This window comes from Variovorax sp. PAMC 28711 (genome assembly GCF_001577265.1).
Taxonomy (GTDB): domain Bacteria; phylum Pseudomonadota; class Gammaproteobacteria; order Burkholderiales; family Burkholderiaceae_C; genus Variovorax.
On sequence record NZ_CP014517.1, the window covers coordinates 667,357 to 689,348 of the forward strand.

General features: G+C 67.4%; 28 protein-coding genes and 3 pseudogenes. 10 read left to right on the forward strand and 21 right to left on the reverse strand.

The window, feature by feature from the left end:
* The first annotated feature begins 52 nt into the window (after positions 1-52).
* The gene (locus AX767_RS03460) at positions 53-1,585 is read left to right on the forward strand and encodes a bifunctional aminoglycoside phosphotransferase/ATP-binding protein (RefSeq protein WP_237288536.1); all 1,533 of its coding nucleotides are present in this window, start codon (positions 53-55) and stop codon (positions 1,583-1,585) included.
* Between the two features lie 27 nt (positions 1,586-1,612).
* On the opposite strand, the gene AX767_RS03465 is transcribed toward AX767_RS03460, so the two are convergent.
* From AX767_RS03465 to AX767_RS03480, 4 genes are read right to left on the reverse strand one after another with little or no spacing between them, the layout of a single operon-like run.
* Positions 1,613-2,257 carry a DUF599 domain-containing protein gene (locus AX767_RS03465; RefSeq protein WP_068628662.1) on the reverse strand — a complete coding sequence of 215 codons (645 nt, stop codon included), beginning with the start codon at positions 2,255-2,257 and terminating at the stop codon, positions 1,613-1,615.
* Positions 2,258-2,266: 9 nt separating this feature from the next.
* The gene (locus tag AX767_RS03470; RefSeq protein WP_068628664.1) at positions 2,267-2,707 is read right to left on the reverse strand and encodes a YeeE/YedE family protein; all 441 of its coding nucleotides are present in this window, start codon (positions 2,705-2,707) and stop codon (positions 2,267-2,269) included.
* Between the two features lie 8 nt (positions 2,708-2,715).
* Positions 2,716-3,150, reverse strand: coding sequence for a YeeE/YedE family protein (locus AX767_RS03475; protein ID WP_068628666.1), 435 nt, complete (start codon positions 3,148-3,150; stop codon positions 2,716-2,718).
* Entirely contained in the window at positions 3,150-3,476 is a 327-nt protein-coding gene (locus tag AX767_RS03480; protein ID WP_068628668.1) for an ArsR/SmtB family transcription factor, read from the reverse strand. The genes AX767_RS03475 and AX767_RS03480 overlap by 1 nt, the downstream gene beginning before the upstream one ends.
* Positions 3,477-3,568: 92 nt before the next feature.
* Between AX767_RS03480 and AX767_RS03485 the strand changes: the two genes are divergently transcribed.
* Positions 3,569-4,477 (forward strand): MBL fold metallo-hydrolase, encoded by a 909-nt coding sequence (locus tag AX767_RS03485; protein WP_068628671.1) that lies wholly within the window; start codon positions 3,569-3,571, stop codon positions 4,475-4,477.
* 4 nt (positions 4,478-4,481) lie between these two features.
* Here AX767_RS03485 and AX767_RS03490 read toward each other — a convergent pair whose 3' ends face one another.
* From AX767_RS03490 to AX767_RS21795, 12 genes and pseudogenes are all read right to left on the reverse strand, one after another.
* A complete protein-coding gene (locus AX767_RS03490; RefSeq protein WP_068628673.1) occupies positions 4,482-5,057 on the reverse strand; it encodes a GNAT family N-acetyltransferase in 576 nt (191 codons plus the stop codon).
* Positions 5,058-5,067: 10 nt separating this feature from the next.
* Positions 5,068-5,724: a BON domain-containing protein gene (locus AX767_RS03495; protein ID WP_068628675.1), complete on the reverse strand. Its 657-nt coding sequence runs from the start codon at positions 5,722-5,724 to the stop codon at positions 5,068-5,070.
* A gap of 85 nt (positions 5,725-5,809) precedes the next feature.
* A complete protein-coding gene (locus AX767_RS03500; protein WP_335338844.1) occupies positions 5,810-6,967 on the reverse strand; it encodes a cation:proton antiporter in 1,158 nt (385 codons plus the stop codon).
* Positions 6,940-7,529: pseudogene (locus tag AX767_RS22220) on the reverse strand (cation:proton antiporter domain-containing protein). Before AX767_RS22220 ends, AX767_RS03500 begins: the two are co-directional and overlap by 28 nt.
* Entirely contained in the window at positions 7,460-8,287 is an 828-nt protein-coding gene (locus tag AX767_RS03505) for a universal stress protein (protein WP_068628677.1), read from the reverse strand. Before AX767_RS03505 ends, AX767_RS22220 begins: the two are co-directional and overlap by 70 nt.
* Positions 8,284-8,427, reverse strand: coding sequence for a hypothetical protein (locus AX767_RS21790; protein ID WP_237288537.1), 144 nt, complete (start codon positions 8,425-8,427; stop codon positions 8,284-8,286). Before AX767_RS21790 ends, AX767_RS03505 begins: the two co-directional genes overlap by 4 nt.
* Positions 8,428-8,475: 48 nt before the next feature.
* A complete protein-coding gene (locus AX767_RS03510; RefSeq protein WP_237288538.1) occupies positions 8,476-9,696 on the reverse strand; it encodes an SAM-dependent methyltransferase in 1,221 nt (406 codons plus the stop codon).
* A 220-nt stretch (positions 9,697-9,916) separates the two neighbouring features.
* Positions 9,917-10,624, reverse strand: coding sequence for a VIT1/CCC1 transporter family protein (locus AX767_RS03515; protein WP_068628679.1), 708 nt, complete (start codon positions 10,622-10,624; stop codon positions 9,917-9,919).
* Complete coding sequence (locus tag AX767_RS03520; RefSeq protein WP_068628681.1) at positions 10,621-11,196, reverse strand: cytochrome b; 576 nt, start codon at positions 11,194-11,196, stop codon at positions 10,621-10,623. Before AX767_RS03520 ends, AX767_RS03515 begins: the two co-directional genes overlap by 4 nt.
* A 6-nt stretch (positions 11,197-11,202) precedes the next feature.
* Positions 11,203-11,844: a Crp/Fnr family transcriptional regulator gene (locus tag AX767_RS03525; RefSeq protein ID WP_335338837.1), complete on the reverse strand. Its 642-nt coding sequence runs from the start codon at positions 11,842-11,844 to the stop codon at positions 11,203-11,205.
* Positions 11,845-11,968: 124 nt separating this feature from the next.
* A complete protein-coding gene (locus AX767_RS03530; protein ID WP_237288539.1) occupies positions 11,969-12,514 on the reverse strand; it encodes a L,D-transpeptidase in 546 nt (181 codons plus the stop codon).
* The gene (locus tag AX767_RS21795; RefSeq protein ID WP_237288540.1) at positions 12,481-12,774 is read right to left on the reverse strand and encodes a hypothetical protein; all 294 of its coding nucleotides are present in this window, start codon (positions 12,772-12,774) and stop codon (positions 12,481-12,483) included. The genes AX767_RS03530 and AX767_RS21795 overlap by 34 nt, the downstream gene beginning before the upstream one ends.
* 181 nt (positions 12,775-12,955) lie before the next feature.
* Between AX767_RS21795 and AX767_RS03535 the strand changes: the two genes are divergently transcribed.
* The 5 genes from AX767_RS03535 to AX767_RS03555 all read left to right on the forward strand — a co-directional run bounded on the left by AX767_RS03535 (position 12,956) and on the right by AX767_RS03555 (position 17,302).
* Entirely contained in the window at positions 12,956-14,638 is a 1,683-nt protein-coding gene (locus AX767_RS03535) for a PAS domain-containing sensor histidine kinase (protein ID WP_068628683.1), read from the forward strand.
* On the forward strand, positions 14,548-15,006 hold the full coding sequence (locus AX767_RS22225) for a response regulator (protein ID WP_068628685.1): 459 nt from the start codon (positions 14,548-14,550) through the stop codon (positions 15,004-15,006). Before AX767_RS03535 ends, AX767_RS22225 begins: the two co-directional genes overlap by 91 nt.
* Positions 15,000-15,842 (forward strand): response regulator, encoded by an 843-nt coding sequence (locus AX767_RS03545; RefSeq protein WP_068628687.1) that lies wholly within the window; start codon positions 15,000-15,002, stop codon positions 15,840-15,842. The genes AX767_RS22225 and AX767_RS03545 overlap by 7 nt, the downstream gene beginning before the upstream one ends.
* A 1-nt stretch (position 15,843) precedes the next feature.
* On the forward strand, positions 15,844-16,551 hold the full coding sequence (locus AX767_RS03550) for a Crp/Fnr family transcriptional regulator (RefSeq protein ID WP_068628689.1): 708 nt from the start codon (positions 15,844-15,846) through the stop codon (positions 16,549-16,551).
* 115 nt (positions 16,552-16,666) lie between these two features.
* Positions 16,667-17,302 carry a LuxR C-terminal-related transcriptional regulator gene (locus tag AX767_RS03555; protein ID WP_068628690.1) on the forward strand — a complete coding sequence of 212 codons (636 nt, stop codon included), beginning with the start codon at positions 16,667-16,669 and terminating at the stop codon, positions 17,300-17,302.
* A gap of 15 nt (positions 17,303-17,317) precedes the next feature.
* On the opposite strand, the gene AX767_RS03560 is transcribed toward AX767_RS03555, so the two are convergent.
* Positions 17,318-18,034 carry a Crp/Fnr family transcriptional regulator gene (locus tag AX767_RS03560; protein WP_068628692.1) on the reverse strand — a complete coding sequence of 239 codons (717 nt, stop codon included), beginning with the start codon at positions 18,032-18,034 and terminating at the stop codon, positions 17,318-17,320.
* Positions 18,035-18,379: 345 nt separating this feature from the next.
* Here AX767_RS03560 and AX767_RS22230 point away from each other — a divergent pair.
* A pseudogene (locus AX767_RS22230) lies at positions 18,380-18,772 on the forward strand (PRC-barrel domain-containing protein); the annotation flags it as partial.
* A gap of 339 nt (positions 18,773-19,111) precedes the next feature.
* On the opposite strand, the gene AX767_RS21235 reads toward AX767_RS22230, so the two are convergent.
* From AX767_RS21235 to AX767_RS03580, 4 genes are read right to left on the reverse strand one after another with little or no spacing between them, the layout of a single operon-like run.
* Entirely contained in the window at positions 19,112-19,297 is a 186-nt protein-coding gene (locus AX767_RS21235; protein WP_156480948.1) for a hypothetical protein, read from the reverse strand.
* A gap of 7 nt (positions 19,298-19,304) precedes the next feature.
* Positions 19,305-19,673 (reverse strand): hypothetical protein, encoded by a 369-nt coding sequence (locus AX767_RS03570; protein ID WP_068628697.1) that lies wholly within the window; start codon positions 19,671-19,673, stop codon positions 19,305-19,307.
* Positions 19,674-19,719: 46 nt separating this feature from the next.
* The gene (locus AX767_RS03575; RefSeq protein ID WP_068628699.1) at positions 19,720-20,373 is read right to left on the reverse strand and encodes a PRC-barrel domain-containing protein; all 654 of its coding nucleotides are present in this window, start codon (positions 20,371-20,373) and stop codon (positions 19,720-19,722) included.
* Complete coding sequence (locus AX767_RS03580; protein ID WP_068628701.1) at positions 20,370-20,747, reverse strand: hypothetical protein; 378 nt, start codon at positions 20,745-20,747, stop codon at positions 20,370-20,372. Before AX767_RS03580 ends, AX767_RS03575 begins: the two co-directional genes overlap by 4 nt.
* A gap of 219 nt (positions 20,748-20,966) precedes the next feature.
* Here AX767_RS03580 and AX767_RS03585 point away from each other — a divergent pair.
* Positions 20,967-21,581: pseudogene (locus tag AX767_RS03585) on the forward strand (Clp protease N-terminal domain-containing protein); the annotation flags it as partial.
* 122 nt (positions 21,582-21,703) lie between these two features.
* Positions 21,704-21,991 (forward strand): hypothetical protein, encoded by a 288-nt coding sequence (locus tag AX767_RS21800; RefSeq protein ID WP_068628704.1) that lies wholly within the window; start codon positions 21,704-21,706, stop codon positions 21,989-21,991.
* The last annotated feature ends 1 nt before the right edge of the window (position 21,992 follow it).

Below are 21,992 nucleotides of genomic sequence, written 5' to 3' on the forward strand. Positions count from 1 at the left end.
GGCCGCGGGTCTGTGCGCTGCCGAACCCACCCCTGCCTGTATGGTGTGTCGGGTGAACACCTCTTCCCTCCTGGCCGCGGCCGCTGCTCGCGTCGCGACCCTGCAGGCGTCGCTCACGGTCCGCGACGGCGCGCCGGCGAAGCTGATCGAAATCCACATCTCCTGGCTGCTGCTCGGCCAGTCGACGGCCTACAAGCTCAAGAAGCCCTTGCGCCTGCCCTTCCTCGACTGCACGACGCTGGCCGCGCGCCAGCGCTTCTGCGAAGAGGAACTGCGGCTCAACCGCCGCCTGGCGCCTTCGCTCTACCTCGACGTGGTGCCGATCTGCGACGACGGCCACGGCGCCACTTTCGGCGGCCCGGGCGAAGCGGTCGATGCCGCGGTCTGCATGCAGCGGTTTCCGGATGGCGCCTTGTGGCGCGAGATGCTGCGGGCCGGCACGCTGGCCCCGCACCACGTCGACGCGCTGGCGCAGACCCTCGCCGCCTTCCACCACGATGCCGCAGTGGCGCCCGCGGGCAGCGCATTCGGATCGCCCGCGGCGCACGAGAAAGTGCTGCACGGCCTGCGCGAAACGGTCGCCACGCCGACGCTGGCCGCGTGGTTGGAGGCGCAACTCGCGACCCTCGCGCCCTGGTGGACCGCACGGCAACGCGACGGCCGTGTGCGCGAATGCCACGGCGACCTGCACCTGGGCAACGTGCTGCAACTCGACGGCGACGCGATCGCGTTCGACGGGATCGAGTTCGACGCCGCACTGCGCTGGACCGACGTGGTCGACGACATCGCCTTCCTCGCCATGGACCTGCTCGCGCACGACCGCCGCGCGCTGGCCTTCCGCTTTCTCAACGCCTACTTTTCAGCGAGCGGCGACTACGACGCCCTGCCCGGCCTGCGATTCGCCATGGTGTGCCGCGCGCTGGTCCGCGCGCAGGTGACCACGCTCGCCGCGCAGCAGGGCGTGCACGCCGTCGAGGGTTGCGACGCGGCCGCGTACACGGCGCTCGCCGAAGCGCTGTCGCGCAGCACCGACCCGCGGCTCGCCATCACCCACGGCCTCCCGGGGTCTGGCAAGAGCTTCGTCTCGCAAGGCGTGCTCGAGGCGGCCGGTGCGGTCTGCGTGCGTTCCGACGTCGAGCGCAAGCGCCTGTTCGGGCTCGACGCGCTGGCCTCGTCCCGCGACCATGTGCCCGCAGGCATCTACGACCCGGCGACCACGCGCCGCACCTACGCGCGCCTGCAAGCGGTGGCCGACACCGCCCTGCAGAGCGGCTGGCCGGTGATCGTCGACGCGGCGTTCCTGCGCCATTCGGAGAGGGCCGCGTTCGCCGACCTTGCCGCATCGCGACGCGCACCCTTTGCCATCTTCGATTGCCGGGCGGCGCTGCCGCTGCTTCGCCAACGCATCCAGTTGCGCATGGCCGCCGGCGCGGACCCTTCGGAGGCCGATCTGTCGGTGCTCGAGAAGCTGGCGGGCGTGGATGAGCCACTGCAGGGGATGGAAGCCGCCGCCGCCATCGTGGCGGACGCCGCCGCGATGGCCGCACCGGAGAGCCTGGCCCGGCAGTGGCTCGAGGCCGCCTGACCGCACGACGTGCAGCCGCGCGGTGGGCTATCCCTCGTGGACTGCGGCGCGATCGAAGCGGGACAACACCGCCACGATCAGCACCGCCGCCACGGGACCGGCGAACGGATGCAGCAGGGACGCGAGGATGGGCGCCACCAGGATCAGGTGCCGAAGGCCCCAGCTGTAGAGCAGCCCCGCGCGCCGCACATAGGCCGCGCCGGCGGGGGCCCAGCGTTGCCGCGCCTCCGATTCCAGCGGCATCCCGCTGATGAAGCCCGCATGGTTGTAGTAGCGCACCGCCATGGCCGAGCAGACCAATGACGCGAACAGCAAGGTGAGCAGCAGCAGCTCGAGTACGAGCCGGGGCGTGAGGCGTGGCAATGCGGCCGCTTCACCCAGGCTCACATGCAGCGACGGCGCCGCGAGCGTGACCGTGCCCATGAGGCCGAGCACCGCGGTCGAGGCCGTCATGGTGGCCGACATCAGCGCGTTGCGCAGGGTCTGCACCGACAGCAGCTCGGACCCCCCGTGCAGCGACACCGCAGCGAACCAGTCCTCACGCAATGCGGCATGCGCGGTACGCGCCATGCGGTCCGGCCGGCGTCGCTGCGCCACGGCCACTGCGGCCTCGTAGCCGAACAGCAGCACGAAGGTGACCAGCGTGGACAGCCAGACCGTGTCGACGTTCATCGTCGGGCCTCAGGCGGCACGCGGCTGCAACGCCTGGCGGCGGCGCTCCAGCAGCTCGAAAACGCCCATGCCCGCCAACATCGCGAGCACGAACGCGAGCGCCTTGGCCTGCCCCATGCCGAGCGCGACCAACCCGGGGCCCGGGCAGAAGCCCGCCACGCCCCAGCCGATGCCGAACAACACGCTGCCGAGGACCAGGCGGCGGTCGATGTCGCGCGCAGTGGGCAGCTTCATGGCCGCGCCGAGCAGCGACACCGAGCGCTTCCTGGCCACCGCGAACGCGATCGCGGCGACCGCGATCGCGCCGCCCATCACGAACGCGAGCGACGGGTCCCATGCGCCGGCGAGATCGAGGAACCCCAGCACCTTGGCCGGGTTGGCCATGCCGGAGAGGATGAGGCCCAGTCCGAAGACAAGGCCCGAGAGCAGGGAGACGAAAACGGTGGTCATGGGATTCCTCAGAGACCGAACAGGTGACGCGTCACGAACACCGTGACGAAGCCGGCCGCCATGAAGGTCACCGTGGCGACCATGGAGCGCGGCGACAGGCGCGCCAATCCGCACACACCGTGGCCGCTGGTGCAGCCCGCGCCGTAGCGGGTGCCGACGCCTACCAGCAGCCCTGCGGCCACCAGCGCGCCGAACTGCGCATCGATCCGAGGGGTCGGCAACACGGCGAACAGGCCGTAGACCACGGGCGCGCCGACCAGGCCGATCACGAAGGCCGCCCGCCAGGCCACGTCGCCGCCGACCGGTCTGAACAGCCCGCCGAGGACGCCGCTGATGCCGGCGATCCGTCCGTTGAGCAACACGAACATCGCCGCAGCGAGGCCGATGAGCACCCCGCCCGACAGGGCCGACCAGGGGGTGAATGCATTCCATGCAATCGTCATCATTTTTCCTTGGGACAGTAGAGACGGTAGAGCACCGCGAGGATCTCGAGCAGGTCGGGATCGACCACGCTGTAGAAGATGTTCTTGCCTTCGCGGCGGGTGTTGACCACGCCTTCGTTGCGCAGCACGCCCAGTTGCTGGGAGAGGGTCGGCTGCCGGATGCCGAGCTGCACCTCGAGTTCGCTCACGCACATCTCGCCTTGCGAAAGCTGGCACAGCAACAACATGCGTTCCACGTTGGCGAGCAGCTTGAGCGCGCCGACCGCCTTGTCGGCTGCAAGACGAAGTGTTTCGGGGTCGAGCGCCGGAGGCGAGGCTGCTTTCATGAGTCGATCGAAGTGTTAAAGAAGTTGCTTCATTATATTCATAGATATATTATTTTTCAATAGATTAAAAATCACGAAAGCGAGAACCCGCCATGAACCACCGCGCCATCACCCAGGCCTTCTTCGACCCCGGGACCTGGACCGTCACCTACCTCGTGTGGGACCCTGCGACCCTGCGCGCCGCCGTCATCGACCCCGTGCTCGACTACGACTTCAAGTCGGGCCACACCGCGAGCGCGTCGTCGGACAAGGTCATCGCCTGCGTGGAGCGCCACGCGCTGCAGGTCGACTGGATCCTCGAGACCCACGCCCACGCGGATCACCTCTCGGGCGCGCGCTACCTGCAGGAGCGCCTCGGCGGCAAGATCGCCATCGGCGAGAACATCCGTGTCGTGCAGGCCACCTTCAAGAAGCTCTACAACCTGGAGCGCAGCTTCCTGCCCGATGGCAGCCAGTTCGATCACCTGTTCAAGGACGGCGAGACCTTCATGATCGGCAGCATCGAGGCCCGCGCCTTGCTGGTGCCCGGCCACACACCGGCCGACATGGCCTACCTCATCGAGGACGCCGTGTTCGTCGGCGACACCCTCTTCATGCCGGACGTCGGCAGTGCACGCGCCGACTTCCCCGGCGGCGATGCCCATCAGCTGTACGGCTCGATGCGGCGGCTGCTCGCCCTGCCGCCCGAGACCCGCATGTACGTGTGCCACGACTATCCGCCGGCCTCGCGTGCGGCGCACTGGGAAAGCACCGTCGCCGAGCAGCGCGCACACAACGTCCATGCACACGACGGCATCGGCGAAGACGAATTCGTGGCGATGCGGCAGGCACGCGACGCCACGCTCGATGTGCCCACGCTGATCCTGCCGTCCATCCAGGTCAACGTGCGCGCCGGTCACCTCCCGCCGACCGACGAGAACGGGGTCTCCTACCTGCGCATTCCGCTGAATGCATTGCCGGTTCACGGCGCGGTGCCTGCGCCCACGCGCACGCCGCAGTGAAGAGTCAGCGCGCCGCCCCTGGCCCTGCGAGTGTGTTCACGGCCGGCGGCAGCGGCTTCAAGTCGAGGCTGTAGCGCACCTGGGTGGCGTCGTCCGGGTCGGGCTCGTGGCGCAGGCCCATGTGCGCGGCGAACCGGCGCATCAGTTCGTTGTCCCATGCGTCGCTGGAGTACATGTTGCGCAGGCCGCGCTGGCGGGCGGTCGCGATCAGGTGCTCCATCAGCAGCGTGCCGAGGCCCTTCTGCTGCCACGCGTCGGCCACGGTGACCGCGAACTCGCAGTCCTTGCCGCCCCGGTCGGCGCTGAAGCGGCCCACGCCAATCGGCGCTTCGCGCGAGCCGGTCACCGTCACCGCCACGAAGGCCGCATCGGTCGCGGGGTCGAGCACCGTCAGCTGCTTGAGCAGCGCTTCGCTCGGCGTCTTCATCGTTTCGAGAAAGCGGAAACGTCGTGCGACCGGCGACAACGCTTCGATGAAGCGACGCTCCATTTCGGCGTCCTGCGAATGCAGCGGGCGAATGAGCACCCGGTCGCCGCCGCGGATGATGCGCACCCAGCCTTCGGTTTGAACGTCGGTCATGGCGGGCGCCTCAATCGGTCACGACCATGTGGTCGATCACGCGCTGCACGCCCGGCGTGCTCCAGGCGGTGCGGCGCGCCAGTGAGCGCTCCGACCAGCTGTGCACCGTGCCCGCGAGCGTCACGTCCGACCCATCGATCGCCACCGTGATGTCGCGCGCCGCCGCATGGGCGCGGCGCTGCAGCGCGGTCTCGATGTCGTCCTTCACGGCGCTCATCGCCACCTTGGCCTTGAGCACGATCTGGTCGCTCACGCCCGTCACGCCCATGAGCGAGCGCACGCCCGACTCTGCGCCCTCCTTCTGGAACGCCCAGTCGACCTGGCCGCTCAGGGTGATCCATCCGTTCTCGACGAGCACCTTGACCGCGTCCTTGGGCAGGTAGGTCATCCACTCGATCACGTTCTCGGCCGAGCGCGCGATGTCGGCATCGGTGCGCGTGTTGCTGTCGGGCAGCTTGACGTCGATCTCGATGGCCAGCGCCTTGACGCCGCTCACGCGCTGGGCCGCGCGCTCGGCCTCCCACTTGGCATTAAAGCTCTCCACGTGGCCGGCGAGCGTCACGATGCCCTCGTGCACCTCGACGCCGATCGCCGCGGCATCGACCGAGGGCTCCCACGCGAGTTCGGCGAGCACGTCGTGCTGGATCTGGCTGTCGGTCTTGGTCATAGCGTTTCGTCCTGGTTGCAAAAACATCAGCTTGCGCGGCGGACGGCCCGCGGGTCTGTGCGGTAACGCACCGGTCGGACTCCGATCAGAGGTAGCGCGCTTCCTGCAGGTCGATCTCGCGCACCATCCGACCCTGCGCCGCTTCCGTGATCCGGCGGTCGCGACCGCGCTGCAGGACCTGTTCGCGCTCCGCGCGCAGCCCGAGCAGCCGCAACTGACGATCGACGGCGTCCGCCGCGTGGCGGCGCGCAGCGGTGGCGCCTTCGGCGGGGTCGGGATCGATCCGCTGGCGGTACATGGCGATCAGACGGGCGGTCGTTGCGGCGTACGGGTCGGCGGCGCTGCCGGCATCGCCCGACACCAGTGCCAGGCGAGCTGCCTGCGCGCGTTCGAGCGCCACGATGGCGGCTTCGGCCGCACCCGCCCGGGCCCGGTCCTCCTCGACGACGTGCGAAGCCTCGGGCAACGCCACACCCCGGAGCGCGCGCGGCAGCAGCACCGTCGCGGCGACGAGCGACATCAGGATGACCCCCGCCGCCAGCGCGATCGCCAGGTCGCGCGCCGGAAACGGAGCGCCATCGCCCAGCAGCAGCGGCAGCGTCATCACGCCCGCGAGCGTGACCGCCCCGCGCACCCCTGCGAGCGACATGGCGGCCACCACGCGCCAGCGCTGGCCGTGCGAGATGGGCGTGAGCGACTGCATGCCGAAGAAGGTGACCATCATCGAAGTCCAGACCCACGCGAAGCGCAGGCCCGCGAGGGCCACGACGATGCCAAGCACGTACACGCCGAGCCACCACGGATTCTGGTGCCCGGTGAGCCGCACCGTCTCGCCGGCCCCCGCCACGATGGAAGGAATCTGCTCCCCGAGCAGCACGAACACGCTGCCGTTCGCCACCAGCTGCAGCGTGTACCACACGGCGGTGCGGCGGATGCGCGTGATCGCCTGCCAGTGCGCGTGCGGGCTGTGGCCCATCGTGATGCCGGCGGCGACGGCAGCGAGGATGCCCGAGCACTCCATCGCCTCGGCCAGCAGGTAGACGCCGAACGGGATCAGCACGCTCGCCAGGATCTGCGCGCCACCGTCGTCGCCGACCGGTGCCGACGACGTGCGAACCTTGGTCACCAGCCAGGTCACCGTGAAGCCGACACCCAGCCCGCCCGATGCGACCCATAGAAAACTCAACAGCGCCTGCGACAGGGCGAACGATCCGGTCAGCGCGGCGACCACGGCAAAGCGCATGCACACGAGCCCGACGCGTCGTTGAACAGGGCTTCGCCTTCGAGGATGCGGCGCATGCGCAGCGGCAGCGGCGTCTGCCCCGCAATGGCGGACACCGCGATCGGATCGGTCGGCGAGATCACCGCCGCCAGCGCGAACGCGACGGCCAGCGGCATCGCCGGGATGGCCCAGTGGATCAGCAGCCCGATGCCAGCACCGTGAAGACCACCAGTCCCAGGGCGAGCGTGACGATGGTGGGCGCTTCGCGACGCAGGTCGTCCTTGGGGATGCGCCAGCCATCGAGGAACAGCAGCGGCGGCAGCAGAAGCAGGAAGAACACCTGTGGCTCGAGCGGCACGGACGTGAGGCCCGAATAGAACAGCGCGCTACCCAGTGCGATCTGGATCAGCGGCACGGGCAGTGGGACCACGCGCGCGATCAGCCTGCTGCCGACGACCGCCAGCAGCATGAGCAGGACGAGTCGCGTGGCGTCCAACGGCGTGTGCGGCCGCGCTAGTGCGAGACGAGCGAGCAGCGCTGGCCGCTCACGAGCAGGTCGCGCGTGACGCCGCCCAGCGCCCATTCGCGCAGGCGGCTGTGGCCGTAGGCGCCGGCGACGGTGATGTCGATGCCCCGGTCCTGGCCCAGGGCGAACAGGACGGTCGCATCGTCGCCCCCCGGTGGCGAGGACACGCACTCGGCATCGACGCCGTGCCGGGCCAGCCAGACAGCGACGTCCGCCAGGCGGCTGTCGCCCTCGGCGCGCGTGGCTTCGCCGCGCACTTCGGCGAGCGTCACGTGCGCCGCCATGCGCAGCAGCGGCAGCGCGTCGACCACGGCACGGCGCGTCTCGCGCGTGTCCTTCCAGCCGATCATCATGCGGTCCATGCGCGGCGTCTCGGCCAGCGCCGGCACGAGCAGCACCGGCCGGCCGGCGCGCATGATCAGGTCGGTGGTGTCGACGCGGCGCATGTTGTCAAAGTAGTCGCTGGCGTCGGCGCAGGTCAGCAGCAGATCGGCACAGCGCATCTCGCGCGCCATGTAGTCGGGCAACGAGGTCATCAGCGACGCCGACCGCCAGGCCAGGTTCGTCACCGTCGGTGCCAGTGCGCGCCGGAACTCGGCTTCCGCCTGGCCGACCTCGCCGGTCATCTCGTCGCGGCTCAGTTCGTAGAGGTCGGCCGCCATCAGGCCGTCGCCGACGGCCATCGGCATGGGTTGCGTCGCTGCGATGCCGACGACGGCAGCATTGAAACTACTCGCGAGCCGGCGGGCCCATGCGAGCACCGCCACGTTCGAGCGGCCGGGCTGAAGATGGACCATGAGGGTTGCGTAGGTCATGGATTCTCCTTGTCGACGCGGGTGGCGTAGAGATGCGCGCGTGTCAGCGGCAGCGGGTTCAGGCCGCCGTCGCGCCGCGTGGCGAGCAACTGGTACACGCCGATCTCGCCGGATTCGAACTCGAGCGCGCAGGCCGCCATGTACAGGCGCCAGACGCGGTACGTCGCCTCGTTGACGAACTGCAGCGCCTACGCGTGGTGCGCCTCGAGGCGTCGCACCCAGTGACGCAGCGTCAGCGCGTAGTGGCTGCGCAGCGACTCGACGTCGGCGATCTCGAAGCCGCTCGCCTCCATCACGCGCTGCACGTTGCTCACCGTGTCGAGCTGTCCGTCCGGAAAGATGTAGCGGTTGATGAACTCGGTCGACAGCGTCTTCTTCCAGCCTTCCACGTCGTGGGTGATGCCGTGGTTGAGGAAGACGCCGCCCGGCTTGAGCAGACGATGCACGGTGTTGAAGTAGCCCGGCAGGTTGCGCAGGCCGACGTGTTCGAACATGCCGACGCTGGCGATCTTGTCGTAGGGCGCCGCGCCTTCGAGGTCGCGGTAGTCGCGCAGATCGACCGTCACACGATGCGCCAGACCCGCGGCGGCGATCCGCTGCTGCGCCACCGCGAGCTGCTTGCGGCTCAGCGTCACGCCGTGCGCCTCGACGCCGTAGTGCTTCGCGGCATGCAGCAGCAAGGCGCCCCAGCCGCAGCCGATGTCGAGCAGGCGGTCCTGTGGCTTGAGCCGCAGCTTGCGGCAGATATGGTCGAGCTTTGCCGTCTGGGCCTCGTCGAGCCCCTGCTCCGGCGACGCGAAGTACGCGCACGAATAGACCATCGCGCGACCGAGCCACAGCGCATAGAACGCGTTGGAGAGGTCGTAGTGGAACTGCACCGCCACGCGGTTCTCCGACTTCGAATGCGCCGTCACGCGGTCCGCGTGCAACGGCGTGCCGACGGCGGAACGCGGGCCTGCAGTCCGCCCGGCCCAGGCCAGCCGCATCGCCGGCGCCAGCACGCGCAGCCGCTCGGGCCACGACAGGCGAATGGCCTGCAAATGGTCCTTGAGCGCCAGCGCCTTGAAGAAGTCGCCTTCGATGTCGATGTCGCCGCGGAAAAAGGCTTCGGGCAGGCGCAGCCGGTCGCGCCCGAGCACCATCGCGCCGATGACCTGCGGGTTGCGAAAAACCAGCGTGTACGCGGGCGTGGCATTGCGCGTGTTGCCCAGCGGCACCAGCGTGCCGTCCCACAGCCGGATCGCCCCGCCGCCCGCAAAGCCCTCGAACAGCCGTGCCAGCAGACGCGACGCCTCGCGGACCGTGGGGACCACATCGGCCTGCGCCCGGCTCTGGCCGAACGCCGCTGCGGCCAGGTCCGCCTCCCCGCCTGCCAGCGCAGAGCGCAGTTCGCCGGTCTTAGGCTTCATGCGAAGGTCCTGACCCGGCCAACGGCATTCGAGGCGGGCCGAGATGTGGTGTGGGTGTTCATGGCCTTGAGGCTAGGACCCCGCAGGCGCAGGGTCTGTGCGCTGGCGAACAGTGAATGCGAAGGAAACGCAGCGTTGCCGGTCCGAGCCCATCGTGGCGGAGGAACATGCCGGGCGCGGGGCGACCCGATCCCTCGCGACTGAAACTGCGGCTACGCGCTCAGACCGCGGCGCCGAAGAGCGAGCCGACACCCCAGGTGATCCCCAACGCCAACGCGCCCCAGAACGTCACGCGCAGGGCCCCGGTCCACATGCCGGCGCCGCCGGCACGCGCGGCCAGCGCGCCAAGGCCGGCCAAAAATACCAGCGTGCTGGCACACAACCAGGGCAGCAACCATTCTCCGGGCGCCAGCAAGACGACCAGAAGCGGCAGCAATGCGCCTGCCGCAAAGCTGCCTGCGGAAGCCAGCGCCGCCTGAACCGGCCGTGCACTGAGAACCGTCGAGATGCCGAGTTCGTCGTGCGCGTGGGCGCCAAGCGCGTCGTGTGCCATCAACTGCTGAGCCACTTCCCTGGCCAAGCTGGCGTCCAGGCCGCGACGAACATAGATGGCCGCCAGTTCGCGGTGCTCGGCCGCCGGATCGGTCCGCAGTTCGACGCGCTCCCGTTCCAGATCGGCGGTCTCGGTGTCCGCCTGAGAGTGAACCGACACATACTCTCCCGCGGCCATCGACATCGCCCCTGCAACCAGACCCGCGATCGCGGTCGTGAGAATGCTTCCGTGACTCGCATGTGCCGCTGCTACACCGGCGACGAGACTGGCCGTCGACACGATGCCGTCATTCGCGCCCAGAACGGCGGCACGCAACCAGCCGATCCGGTCGGTACGGTGGCGCTCCATGTGAGCGCGGCTGCGTGCGGATGTCATGACTTGCCCCCTTCTCCCTGCCGCCTCCGATAGGCAAGCATGCGCACCAGCGTGTTGTCATGCCGCAGGTAGTGGTGCGCCAAAGCGGCCAACGCGTGAAGTCCCACCAGAAAGTAGCCCACGGTCGCGAGGCCTTCATGCAGCGACTTGACCTGTTCGCCCAGTGCATCGTCGGGCGCCATCAGGGCCGGCAGGCTCGCGCCGAACCACAGGATCGGCGTGCCTTTCGCACTGAGGATGAACCAGCCGAGGACCGGCATCACGAGCAGGAACGCATAAAGCACGACGTGCCCGAGGCGCGCCAGCCGCTGTTGCCAGACCGACAGCGGCGGGGCAATCGGAGGCGACGCACCGGCGGCCCATCGCACGGCGAGCCGAACGCACACCAACACCAGGACCGAGAGCCCGAGCGAGAAGTGCAGCGACTTCAGCGTGCCGCGCCAGGCACTGGCCTTGGGCACCCAGCCGCGCAGTTCCATGCACCCGTACACCGCGACGACGAGCAGCAAAGTGAGCCAGTGCAGGCCGATGACGGCGCTGCCGTACTTCGCACTTGTGTTCTTCCAGCGCATGATTTTTCAGCCCAGTTGCTGGGCGTAGACCGCCGCGTCGGCGCCATAGCAACTGCAGGCGGCCTTCTCCAGCCCACTGCGGTCGAGGATCGCCATGTGACCGCGCGTGTAGCCGATCAGGCCGGCGTTCTGCAATGCGCCGGCCGCGGCAGTGACGCCCACGCGCCGCACGCCCAGCATGTACGCGAGGAACTCCTGGGTCACGCGGAATTCGTCGGCGTGCGCGCGATCCTGGCTCATGAGCAGCCAGCGCGCGAGACGCGGCGCGATGAGGTGGTAGCGCAGGCACGCGGCCGACGAAGCGAGCTGTGTCATCAGGACATAGACATACCGCCCCATCACGCGCTGGAGCGAGGGGCTTTGCGGCCACACGCGCCGAAAGGCCGCCACATCGGCCCGCCACGCAGTGCCGGCCCCCTGCACCAGCGCCTGCAGCGGCGCGCGCGCCACGCCGAGCGCCAGGTGTGCGCCCAGCATGCCTTCTCGCCCGATCATGCCGACCTCCAGGCCCGGGTGGTCGTCGGTGTTGGTCACGAGCGAAATGAAGCTGTCCACCGGGAAATGCACATGTCGAAGTGTTTCGCCTGGCCGGCAGAGCACGTCGCCGAGCACGAGCTCGATCGGCTTGCAGATGGAAAGCAGTCTCACGCGCTCCTGGCGTGGGAGCATGTGGATCAAATGGTTCTGGTCATTGGGCAAGCGGGTCTCCTTGGGGAAACCTACCTTGGGGCCATTTCGCAACGCCGACTGTCTGCCAGCACACATAGTGCCGTCACGGTGGCGCAGGCGACCAGACGGCGCGCGCCTCGCGCAGGCTGTCGACCACCACCAGGTAGCGTCCGGCGTCGGGGACCGGCTGACGATCGTCCTGCAGCACCCATCGCGGATTCCCGTCGCTCGTGGCGCCCGCGTAGTCGGCATCGAGCACGCCGAAATGATCGAGCAGCCAGTTGAGCGTCGCGGGAATGCGGATGCAGCCTTTCGATTGCACGCTGCCCAGCTTCGACTCCGCAAGCACCGGGTCCGTCGCGTGCATCTGCAGGCGCATCGCGCTCTCGCCACCCTTGCCCCAGCCGCGCGTGGCCTGCTGCCAACCCAGGTCATAAACGCGCATCCCCTTCGCGCCATAGCCACGAAAGCCGAAGGCGTTCACCGTGCCTTCGGCTCTGAAGTCCGGATTGGCGGTCGCATGGTCGAACACGCCCAGCGGCGTCTCGAAGTGGTCGTACTGGCCGACCCGGCCCGTCGAGACGGGGGATGCGCCGATGAGCGATGCGGTCTCGCCTACCGGAAACCAGTAGACCAGGATGGCTTGCACCTGCGGCTGCGGTCGACCACCGCCACGTACTGCGACACCGTCAACACCACACCAGCTTGCCGAAAAGCTTCCAGTGCGAGCGCGGCGTAGCGCGCCACTTCTTCGGGTGGCACTTGAAGCTGCTGCAGAACCTGTTCGCGGAAGGCGGTTGCCAGCGAGGACGGCTGCGCGACGGCCGGCTCGCTGAGGGCGCACCAAAGAGCGAGGACGAGCAGACCCGGCAGGGGATGGACAAGAGAACGTCGGACGATCGGCTTCACGGATGCAGCCCGGCAAGACGCCAGACATTTTGCGGAGGAGACCCCAGCCTCTCAGGCCAGCCCGTACTCGACTGTCTCCCAGCGCACACAGCGTGCTCCTTGTGGTGCTTCGGCTCTATGTATCCCAGCGCACGGACGCGACGCGGTCAGCCTGTCACCCTCGTGCACGTCAGGAACTCCAATGCCACCCAAACTCCCGTCCGACGTCCTGCGCCAGGCCGCAGCCCTGCAGGATGCGATTTTCAACAGCGAGATGTTTTCCAAGATCGCCACCGATGCAGACGGTGTGATCCAGATCTTCAACGTGGGCGCCCAGCGCATGCTCGGCTACTCCGCGGCCGAGGTGATCAACCGCATCACTCCGGCCGACATCTCAGACCCCGCCGAGCTCGTCGCGCGAGCCCGCGCGCTGAGTGAGGAGCTCGCGACGCCGATCGCACCCGGCTTCGAGGCGTTGGTGTTCAAGTCCTGTCGTGGCATTGAAGACATCTACGAACTGACCTGCATCCGCAAGGATGGCAGTCGATTGCCCGTCGTGGTCTCGGTCACGGCGCTGCGCGACCCGGCCGACGCGGTCATCGGCTATCTGCTCATCGCCACCGACAACAGTGCGCGCAAGCAGGCCGAGGCGGCCAAGCGCGAGCACGATGCCCTGCTGCAGACCATCCACCTGCACTCGATCGTGTCGGTCACCGACCGGTCCGGGCGCATCATCGAGGTCAACGACGGCTTCTGCCGCATCTCCGGCTACAGCCGCGCCGAACTGCTGGGCCAGACGCACGGGATCGTCAACTCGGGTGTCCAGAAAGAGGCCTTCTGGATCGACATGTGGCGCAGCATCACCGCCGGCCGGCCCTGGCGCGGAGAGATCTGCAATCGCGCGAAGGATGGCTCGCTCTACTGGGTCGACAGCGTGATCGCGCCCTTTCTCGACGATGCCGGTAAAACGAAGAACTACATCTCGATCCGCACCGATGTGACCGACCGCAAGGAGGCCGAAGCCGCCCGGCAGACGCTCAACGAGCATCTCGCTGCCGCGATGCAGGCAGCCGAGAAAGCCAATCAAGCGAAATCAGACTTCCTGTCGAGCATGAGCCACGAGCTGCGCTCGCCGCTCAATGCGATCCTCGGTTTCGCGCAACTGCTGGATTCCGGCACGCCCGCCCCGACGCCGTCGCAGAAAGAGAGCATTGACCAGGTGCTGCTGGCCGGCTGGTACCTCCTTGCGCTGATCAACGAGATCCTCGACCTGTCGCTGATCGAGTCCGGCAAGCTCTCGCTGTCGCCCGAGTCGATGGCGCTGGCGGACGTGTTGAACGACTGCCAGGCCATGATCGAACCGCAAGCCCGAAAGGGGAGCATCACGCTGGTGTTTCCAGCGTTCGATGCACCGCATTTCGTCAAGGCCGATCGAACCCGGGTCAAGCAGGTCTTCGTCAACCTGCTGTCGAACGCGATCAAGTACAACCGGCCCGGCGGCGCGGTCATGGTGGATTGCCACGACACCGGTGCAGGCCGCGTGCGCGTGACGTTCAAGGACACCGGCGAGGGACTGTCGCAAGACAAGCTGGCCCAGCTCTTCGAGCCCTTCAACCGGCTCGGCCAGGAAGCCGGCCCGGAGGAAGGCACCGGCATTGGCCTGGTGGTGAGCAAGCGCCTGATCGAGCTGATGGGCGGCACCATCGGCGTGGCGAGCACGGTCGGCGTGGGCACCACCTTCTGGATCGAACTGCAGCGGCCAGCGCGCCGGAACTCGATTCGGGGTTCGCACGATTGGGACCGCCGCCGTCCGCACCCGCCGACCCGGCGCCACCGCGACAGACCCTGCTCTGCGTCGAAGACAACCCGGCCAACCTGCTGCTGATCGAGAAGCTGATCGCGCGCCGCCCCGACATCCAGCTCTTGAGCGCGAAGGACGGGGAACGCGGCGTCGAGATGGCACGCCGCCACCGGCCGCAGGTGATCCTGATGGACATCAACCTGCCGGGCATGAGCGGCCTCGATGCGCTGCGTGCGCTGGCCGGCGACACGCGCACCGCCCGCATGCCGGTGATCGCGCTCAGCGCGAACGCGATGGCGCGCGACATCGAAAAAGGACTCGAAGCGGGTTTCTTCCGCTACCTCACCAAACCGATCAAGGTCGACGAATTCATGGAGACGCTGGATTCGGCACTGACGTCGGCGCGCACACGCACCGACACAGCGGTCACCCAAGGAGACACCCCATGCTGAACCCGCCGGACGTGCTCAACGCACGCATCCTGATCGTCGACGACGAGCCTGCCAACGTGCAACTGCTCGAGCGGGTGCTGGCCGAGGCCGGCTACACGAACGTCGTGGCCACGCTCTCGCCGCGGGACGTAGAGCCTCTGCACCACGACAGCCCATTCGACCTGATCCTGCTGGACCTCCAGATGCCGGGCATGGATGGCTTCGAGGTCATGGAGCGTCTCGGCACCGTGGCGAGCGACGGCTACCTGCCGGTGATCGTGCTCACAGCACAGCCCGCGCACAAGCTGCGCGCACTGCAGGCCGGGGCGAGGGATTTCATCAGCAAGCCTTTCGACCTGCTCGAAGTCCGGACGCGCATCCACAACATGCTCGAGGTGCGGCTCCTCTACAAGGAACTGGCGCGCTACAACGAGGTGCTCGAACAGACCGTGCGCGAGCGCACGGCAGCACTGCAGGAGAGCGAGGCGCGCTACCGGCGGCTCACCCAGCTGGCCTCCGACTGGCACTGGGAGGAGGACGACCAGGGGCGGCTGCTCGACATGCCCGGGCCCACCATGGACATGCACGGCGTGGCGGTGGAAACGCCGCCCGGCGCGGCACTGTTCATGGCCTCCACGGGCTGGGACGAAGCGCAGAGGGCGGCGTTGCGAGCACTGATCGCCAACCGGCAGCCGTTTCTGGACTTCGTGTTCTCGCGCGTCGGTCTCGATGGGGTGCGCCAGCACTTTCGCGTGAGCGGAGAGCCCATCTTCAACGCGTCGTGCCGCTTCGTCGGCTATCGCGGCGTCGGCGTGGAGTTCGCCGAAGACGGCCGCAGCCCGATCGTGAGTGGCTAGCGTGGTCACGTTTCACGACCCGCGGCAGAACCTTCTGCTGGCCGCCTTGCCTCCGGCGGACTTTGCCGCCATCTCTGCCTACCTGGAGCCCGTGGCGCTGCGCCTGGGCGAGTCAATCTACGAGCCGGGGATGCCGCTCGGACACGCCTATTTTCCGGGTACGGCCATCGTTTCGCTGCATTACGTGACGAGTTCAGGTGCCTCGTCGGAAACCGCAGGCGTCGGTCACGAAGGGGTGGTGGGCATTCCGCTCTTCTTGGGCGGAGGCAACATCCCGGGCTTCGCGGCGGTGCAGACAGCCGGGCAGGCTTTCCGGCTCGGCAGCGACGTGCTTCAACGCGAGTTCAACCGCGCAGGCGCCCTGCAGGCCCTGTTGCTTCGCTACACACAGGCGTTGATCGCCCAGACCACGCAGACGGCCGCATGCAACCGCTTCCATTCCATCGAACAGCAACTGTGTCGCTGGCTCTTGCTGACGCTCGACCGCATCCCTTCGGGCGAGCTGACGATGACGCAGGAGCTGATCGGCCACATGCTGGGCGTGCGGCGCGAGGGCATCACCGAAGCCGCTGGAAGGCTGCAGGCTGCGGGCCATATCCGCTACCGTCGCGGCCACATTTCGGTGTTGAGCCGCGCCGGTCTCGCAGACCGCACGTGCGAATGCTACGGCGTGGTCAAGAAGGAGATAGGCCGACTCATGATCGCCTGAAAGTCCCGCACGCGTGGCCTCGAGCCTGGGTTCGACAGCGCACAGACCGCGCGCCAGGATCCGCGGACAGTGAGGGCCAGCCCCGTCTTCGCGGTCGGCTTTCACGAAAGCGCACATGATCGACATCGCCATCCTGGACCCACACCCCGTGGTTCGCGCAGGTTTCCGTCAGCTTGTTTCGGAGCACGTCGACCTACGTATGGCGGGCGAGGCCCGTTCGAGCGCCGAAGCCGAGGCGCTCGTCAAGAACACAAGGGAGCTCGATGTGCTCGTGCTTGAACTGCCAGCGGCAGGCCCAACCGCTGTCCATGCCGTGGCGGCGATCCATGCAATCGCCCCGAACGTCCGCCTGCTGGTGTTCACAACCCATCCCGCCGCACACTACGCCATCGAATCGCTGCGCCAGGGCGCATGCGGCTACCTAGAGAAGAGCTGCGGCCCGCGCGACCTCGTCGACGCCATTCGCACCCTGGCGCTCGGGCGCCGATATTTTTCATCGGCTGTGGGACAACTTCTGGCCAATCAGATGGGCCGTCGCCAGGCCAGCCCCGCGCATGACCAGTTGTCCGACCGCGAATACCAGGTGTTCTACAAGCTCGCCAGGGGCGAAACAACGGGCGCCATTGCGACCGGGCTGGCGCTCTCGGTCAAGACGGTCAGCACCTACCGCACGCGTCTGCTGGAAAAACTGAGCCTGTCGACCAACAGCGACCTGACCTACTACGCGTTCAACAACCGGCTCATCACTTGAGCTGCGCCTTCGCGCTCACTTGGCAGTCCGGTTCGGCAGCAAGCGGTCGTACTCTTTCTTGACCACCGCATAGCACTCGCAGCTGCGCTCCTCGATGCCGGGACGATCGAGCACCGTGATGTGCCCCCGGGCGTACTGGATCAAGCCGGCTTTCTGCAGCTTGAGCGCACTCTCGGTCACCCCCTCGCGCCGCACACCGAGCATGTTGGCGATCAGTTCCTGGGTCATGACCAGTTCGTTGCCCTGCAGCCGGTCCAGGCTGAGCAGCAGCCAGCGGCACAGCTGCTGGTCGAGCGAGTGGTGGCGATTGCACACAGCCGTCTGCGCCATCTGCGTGATCAGGGCTTGCGTGTAGCGCAGCAGCAGATGAAGGACCGGGGCGCGTTTGAACTCCTCCTTCATCACCTCTGCGGCGAGGCGGAATGCACGGCCAGCGCTCTGCACCACGGCACGACTGGTGGTCGACTCACCCCCCATGAAGAGCGAGATGCCGACCACGCCCTCGTTGCCGACCACCGCAATCTCAGCCGAGGCGCCGTTCTCCATCATGTAGAGCAGTGACACGATCGACGTGGTGGGAAAGTACACGTGGCTTTGCACACTCCCCGACTCGTGCAGGACCTTGCCGAGCGGTAACGAAACCATTTCGAGCTGGTCGCGCCAGCGCGACCACTCTGCCGCGGGCAGCGAGGAGAGTAGATGGTTCTGCTTGGGGTCGATCGAATTGGGCATGAATTCCTTGGTTAGGCAGACGGTCGATCCACTGCTGCCGACCGATGGAGAAACCTCATTTACAACGGAACATTGGCTTAGTTCGCTTTCGAACTTATAGGGGCGCATCGAACGGGAGTCCATCAAAAAATGGCGTTGTGTTCAGTTTGACGCGGTTGCCGCTCAGGCGTGAAAAAACATGCATCGCTATGTGTGCTGCCGCACGGACAGTGCGGGCGCAATTGCATGAGGAAAGGCAGTCACGCGCAAGGCCGGTGGTCGCAAGGCGTTCGCTAACGCACAGACCGGCTGATGCTTCGTCGCTAAAACAGGTTGCGAAGACCTTCCAACCCAAGAAAGACCATCATGAAGAAAACCATTCTGTTCGCCACACTCGCCATCGCGGGCGTCCTGGCCACGGCGACAGTCGCCACGGCCCAAATCGCGGGCTCCACGACCACGGTCGGCGTCAGCGTCACCGAGACCGAACGGCTCGCGCTCGGATGGAGCGTCAAGAAGAGCGTTTTAGGCAAGACGATCTACAACGATGCGGGCGCCAAGATCGGCAAGGTGCAGGATCTGATCGTCGACCCCGAGCGCAGTGTCTCTTACGTCATCATCGGCGCCGGCGGCTTTCTGGGCATCGCGCAACACGACGTAGCGGTGCCGATCGCGCAGGTGCGTGAGCAGGACGGCAAGCTCGTCATGCCGGGCGCCACCAAAGACGCACTCAAGGCCTTGGCGCCCTTCCACTACGCCAACGGCAACGCCGGGCGCGATCGCTTCGTGGCCGATGCCCACCGCGACATCGCCTCGGCCAAGCGCGACATGGCGACGCTCGACAAGAAGGCGTCGGCCGCCGCAGGGGACGTGAAGCAAAAGCTCGACCAGCAGAACGCCGCGATGCGCGTCGAGTTGCGCGAAGCGGAAGACAAGCTGGCCGAGATGAACCGCGCCGGCGCGGGCCATTGGAAGGAATTCGAGGGCGACGTCAGTGCCGCCCTGGCGCGGCTGAAGAAGTCGGTCGGCACCGCGACGGGTTGATCGCTGCACCCACAGGAGAGCAATGACCCCGCAGTCGACTGCGGGGACATTGCATCAAGGAACATCCGCAGCCTGAGGTCGTCCGCCCGGTCCCGCGCCGCCCTCGTTGTCCCACCGGTCGACTGCAATCTGCGCAGCACGGCGACCACGCAGACGCTGTGCGGCGTAGCCTTTCCTTCTCGCGAGCTTCTGCGGATTCACGCGGCGCTTTTTGGGCGGATTGGACATCTTGGATGCCATGCAGTGCTCAGCGCTTCTGCTTTTCCGGCGCATCGCCATTGCCGCCGCGCGAGAAGCCGCCCGCCTTGTTGGCGGCACTGTTGGCTTGGCTGCGCTGCAGTGCCGCCGCCTTGCGTTCGGCGGCCGAAAACCGCGGCGGGGAAGGCGCACCGCGCTCAGGCTCGCCCGCGCCCTCGCCGGGTTGCGCTCCCCGTGCAGCGCCGACGCCCGTGCGTCGCCGCGCAGCCCTCGCATCACGTCGCTCCATCGGACTGGTCACCTGCGCTGGAGGTGACTTGGCACCGGCGGCATCCGCCTCTCCCTGACCCTGCGCCAGCGCGGAGGGAGCGATCCATGGCGCCAGAACGAGCGCAAGCGGAAAGATGATCTTTTTCATTCGGAATCTTTGAGGGTTGTGGGTTCGGAGGCGACCTTGGCGTGTGTCAACGCGACGGAGTCTTCATGACCTTGCGCAAGCGGGTGTCAGCGACCCGCACCTCGCGCTCGGCTGCTTTCCAGCTGCCGTCTTCGGCAGCATTCATCGCATCGATCTTTTCTTGAACGTCGTCCACCGCCTGTTCGAGATCGGCCTTCGGGCGGGCCAGAGACTGCAACTGCGCGATCTCCTGCCGGGCCTTGTCGATGTCACGCTCCGCCCTGTCGACGATCGAGCTGTGGGACCGCGTGATCGGTGCGTAGATGAATGGCGGCAGGCCGGCCATCATCTGGTGGGTCACGCCCGACAGCACCATCCTGTTGCCGACCACCTGCATCTGCGCCGCTGGAATCGCGACCGCATGACGCCCCATGCCGGCGACACCGCCGACGCCCACGATCAGGAACGAGACGTTGCGCACGCGGTCGACGATCAGATCCTCGACCTTGCCAAGCTTCTCGCCGGCTTCGTTGTAGACGTCCCTGCCAAGAATGCTTTCCCTGGCGCTCCAGCCAATCGCCGCACGGCTGCTTTCGGCCGTCGTGATGCCCAACACAGTGGACCCTGCGACCTGGGCGAGCGCGGCGGGCGATGCAGACCCCCACAAGGCGATGCCGAGCAGCGCTGCGATCAGGGCATTGCCGCGGAGCGCGCGGCTCATTCCAAATGTCCTGCCGGGACTTCCAAATGTGCCATGAAATAGCGGCGCGCCAGCGCGATCAGCTCGCTCACGCTCGGATGGTCGAGCGTTTGCCAACGGACGACGCGCGCCGCCACCAACGGCTGGAACTTGTCAACATAGCGGCGGAAGTCGGCCTGCGCTGGAGCCGAGCCGGCTACCAGCAGCAGGTCGACGCCGGCGAGCGCCTCACAGATCTCGGAAAAAAACGCGTGCTCGCTGTGCGTCTTGCTGTCGTGGTGGCGCGTGTAGTGGATATGCGACTTGACCTGCTGCGCCAGCACCTGGCTCGCATCGAACTGCAGGATCTCTGCGTGATGGTGGTCGAGCCACACGATGGCCTGAAAGAGTGACATGGAAATCCTTGTGAACTGTGCATGGCGTCGATCGTGCGCGCCACCGGCGCTCGGGTCCGTGCGTTAGCGCACGCTGAATGACATGCACGCGACGTGCGCTGCCGCACAGACGCAGCACGCTTTCGACGCAACAGTGACGTCGTGGGCTTGTTACCGCACCCCGACGCCCCAACCGACGTCGGCGTTGGTCAGCCCCTCCTGCGGTCCGAAAGTCAACCCATGCGCCAAGACAAACTCACCACCAAGTTCCAGGAAGCGCTCAGCGACGCCCAAACGCTCGCGCTGGGCAACGACAACGCCTACATCGAGCCGGCCCACCTGCTGGCCGCGATGCTGCGCCAGGACGAAGGCCCGCGTGCGCTGCTCGGGCGCGCCGGCGTCAATGTGGCAGGCCTGATCAATGTGGCAGGCCTGATCAATGTGGCAGGCCTGATCAATGTGGCAGGCCTGACCCAGGCGGCCGAGGCCGCCATCAAGAGGCTGGCGCAAGTGCAAGGCAACGACCAGGTCCAGGTCGGCCCCGAACTCGCCAAGCTGCTGCAGGCCACAGAAAAAGAAGCCCTCAAGCGCAACGACCAGTTCATCGCCGGCGAGCTCTTCCTGCTGGCGTTGTCGGACTCCAAAGCTGATGTCGGCAACCTCGCGCGTGCCAACGGCATGACGCGCAAGTCGCTCGAATCCGCCATCGACGCGGTGCGCGGCGGGCAGGGCGTGAACAGCGCCGATGCCGAAGGCCAGCGCGAATCGCTCGAGAAATACTGCATGGACCTGACCGAGCGCGCGCGCCTGGGCAAGCTCGACCCGGTCAGCTTCGGGCCGAAGGACACGATCCGGGTCGATTGCGATCCGATCAGGTCGCCCGGCCAGTTCACGATCGCTCACCCCGCAGACGAAGACTTGCAGCCAGCGGCGTCTGCGCGCGCTCAGCGACCCGCCCTGGCCGAGGAGGCCACCTGATGGCTTACCAACTCCTCCAGCGACTGTGCACGGCGCAGCTTCCTGAAGAGATCGTCCAGCAGGCAGACATCGACAAGCTGCGACTGCTGTGCCGATGGGGGCTGGTGGAAGCCGACATCCCGCTGGCCACGCCGGAGCGCGGCGGCCACTGCTATGTCGGCCATGCCATCGTCATGCGCGTCACGCCCCAGGGACGCGCGGCCGCAAAGCGCAACACACGCGCCCTGCCCGGCGGCGTCGTCGTGCGGACCGCGCGCCGGCAGAGCGCACCGTCGCCCTTTCTCTGAC

What these genes read in the sequence shown, in the direction of transcription:
- AX767_RS03465 (WP_068628662.1), bottom strand. Translation starts at nt 2,257, where the DNA reads ATGAACGTCGACACGGTCTGGCTGTCCACGCTGGTCACCTTCGTGCTG.
- AX767_RS03470 (WP_068628664.1), bottom strand. Translation starts at nt 2,707, where the DNA reads ATGACCACCGTTTTCGTCTCCCTGCTCTCGGGCCTTGTCTTCGGACTG.
- AX767_RS03475 (WP_068628666.1), bottom strand. Translation starts at nt 3,150, where the DNA reads ATGACGATTGCATGGAATGCATTCACCCCCTGGTCGGCCCTGTCGGGC.
- AX767_RS03480 (WP_068628668.1), bottom strand. Translation starts at nt 3,476, where the DNA reads ATGAAAGCAGCCTCGCCTCCGGCGCTCGACCCCGAAACACTTCGTCTT.
- AX767_RS03485 (WP_068628671.1), top strand. Translation starts at nt 3,569, where the DNA reads ATGAACCACCGCGCCATCACCCAGGCCTTCTTCGACCCCGGGACCTGG.
- AX767_RS03490 (WP_068628673.1), bottom strand. Translation starts at nt 5,057, where the DNA reads ATGACCGACGTTCAAACCGAAGGCTGGGTGCGCATCATCCGCGGCGGC.
- AX767_RS03495 (WP_068628675.1), bottom strand. Translation starts at nt 5,724, where the DNA reads ATGACCAAGACCGACAGCCAGATCCAGCACGACGTGCTCGCCGAACTC.
- AX767_RS03500 (WP_335338844.1), bottom strand. Translation starts at nt 6,967, where the DNA reads ATGCGCTTTGCCGTGGTCGCCGCGCTGACCGGATCGTTCGCCCTGTCG.
- AX767_RS03505 (WP_068628677.1), bottom strand. Translation starts at nt 8,287, where the DNA reads ATGACCTACGCAACCCTCATGGTCCATCTTCAGCCCGGCCGCTCGAAC.
- AX767_RS21790 (WP_237288537.1), bottom strand. Translation starts at nt 8,427, where the DNA reads ATGGCGGCCTGCGCGCTCGAGTTCGAATCCGGCGAGATCGGCGTGTAC.
- AX767_RS03510 (WP_237288538.1), bottom strand. Translation starts at nt 9,696, where the DNA reads ATGAAGCCTAAGACCGGCGAACTGCGCTCTGCGCTGGCAGGCGGGGAG.
- AX767_RS03515 (WP_068628679.1), bottom strand. Translation starts at nt 10,624, where the DNA reads ATGACATCCGCACGCAGCCGCGCTCACATGGAGCGCCACCGTACCGAC.
- AX767_RS03520 (WP_068628681.1), bottom strand. Translation starts at nt 11,196, where the DNA reads ATGCGCTGGAAGAACACAAGTGCGAAGTACGGCAGCGCCGTCATCGGC.
- AX767_RS03535 (WP_068628683.1), top strand. Translation starts at nt 12,956, where the DNA reads ATGCCACCCAAACTCCCGTCCGACGTCCTGCGCCAGGCCGCAGCCCTG.
- AX767_RS03545 (WP_068628687.1), top strand. Translation starts at nt 15,000, where the DNA reads ATGCTGAACCCGCCGGACGTGCTCAACGCACGCATCCTGATCGTCGAC.
- AX767_RS03555 (WP_068628690.1), top strand. Translation starts at nt 16,667, where the DNA reads ATGATCGACATCGCCATCCTGGACCCACACCCCGTGGTTCGCGCAGGT.
- AX767_RS03560 (WP_068628692.1), bottom strand. Translation starts at nt 18,034, where the DNA reads ATGCCCAATTCGATCGACCCCAAGCAGAACCATCTACTCTCCTCGCTG.
- AX767_RS21235 (WP_156480948.1), bottom strand. Translation starts at nt 19,297, where the DNA reads ATGGCATCCAAGATGTCCAATCCGCCCAAAAAGCGCCGCGTGAATCCG.
- AX767_RS03570 (WP_068628697.1), bottom strand. Translation starts at nt 19,673, where the DNA reads ATGAAAAAGATCATCTTTCCGCTTGCGCTCGTTCTGGCGCCATGGATC.
- AX767_RS03575 (WP_068628699.1), bottom strand. Translation starts at nt 20,373, where the DNA reads ATGAGCCGCGCGCTCCGCGGCAATGCCCTGATCGCAGCGCTGCTCGGC.
- AX767_RS03580 (WP_068628701.1), bottom strand. Translation starts at nt 20,747, where the DNA reads ATGTCACTCTTTCAGGCCATCGTGTGGCTCGACCACCATCACGCAGAG.
- AX767_RS21800 (WP_068628704.1), top strand. Translation starts at nt 21,704, where the DNA reads ATGGCTTACCAACTCCTCCAGCGACTGTGCACGGCGCAGCTTCCTGAA.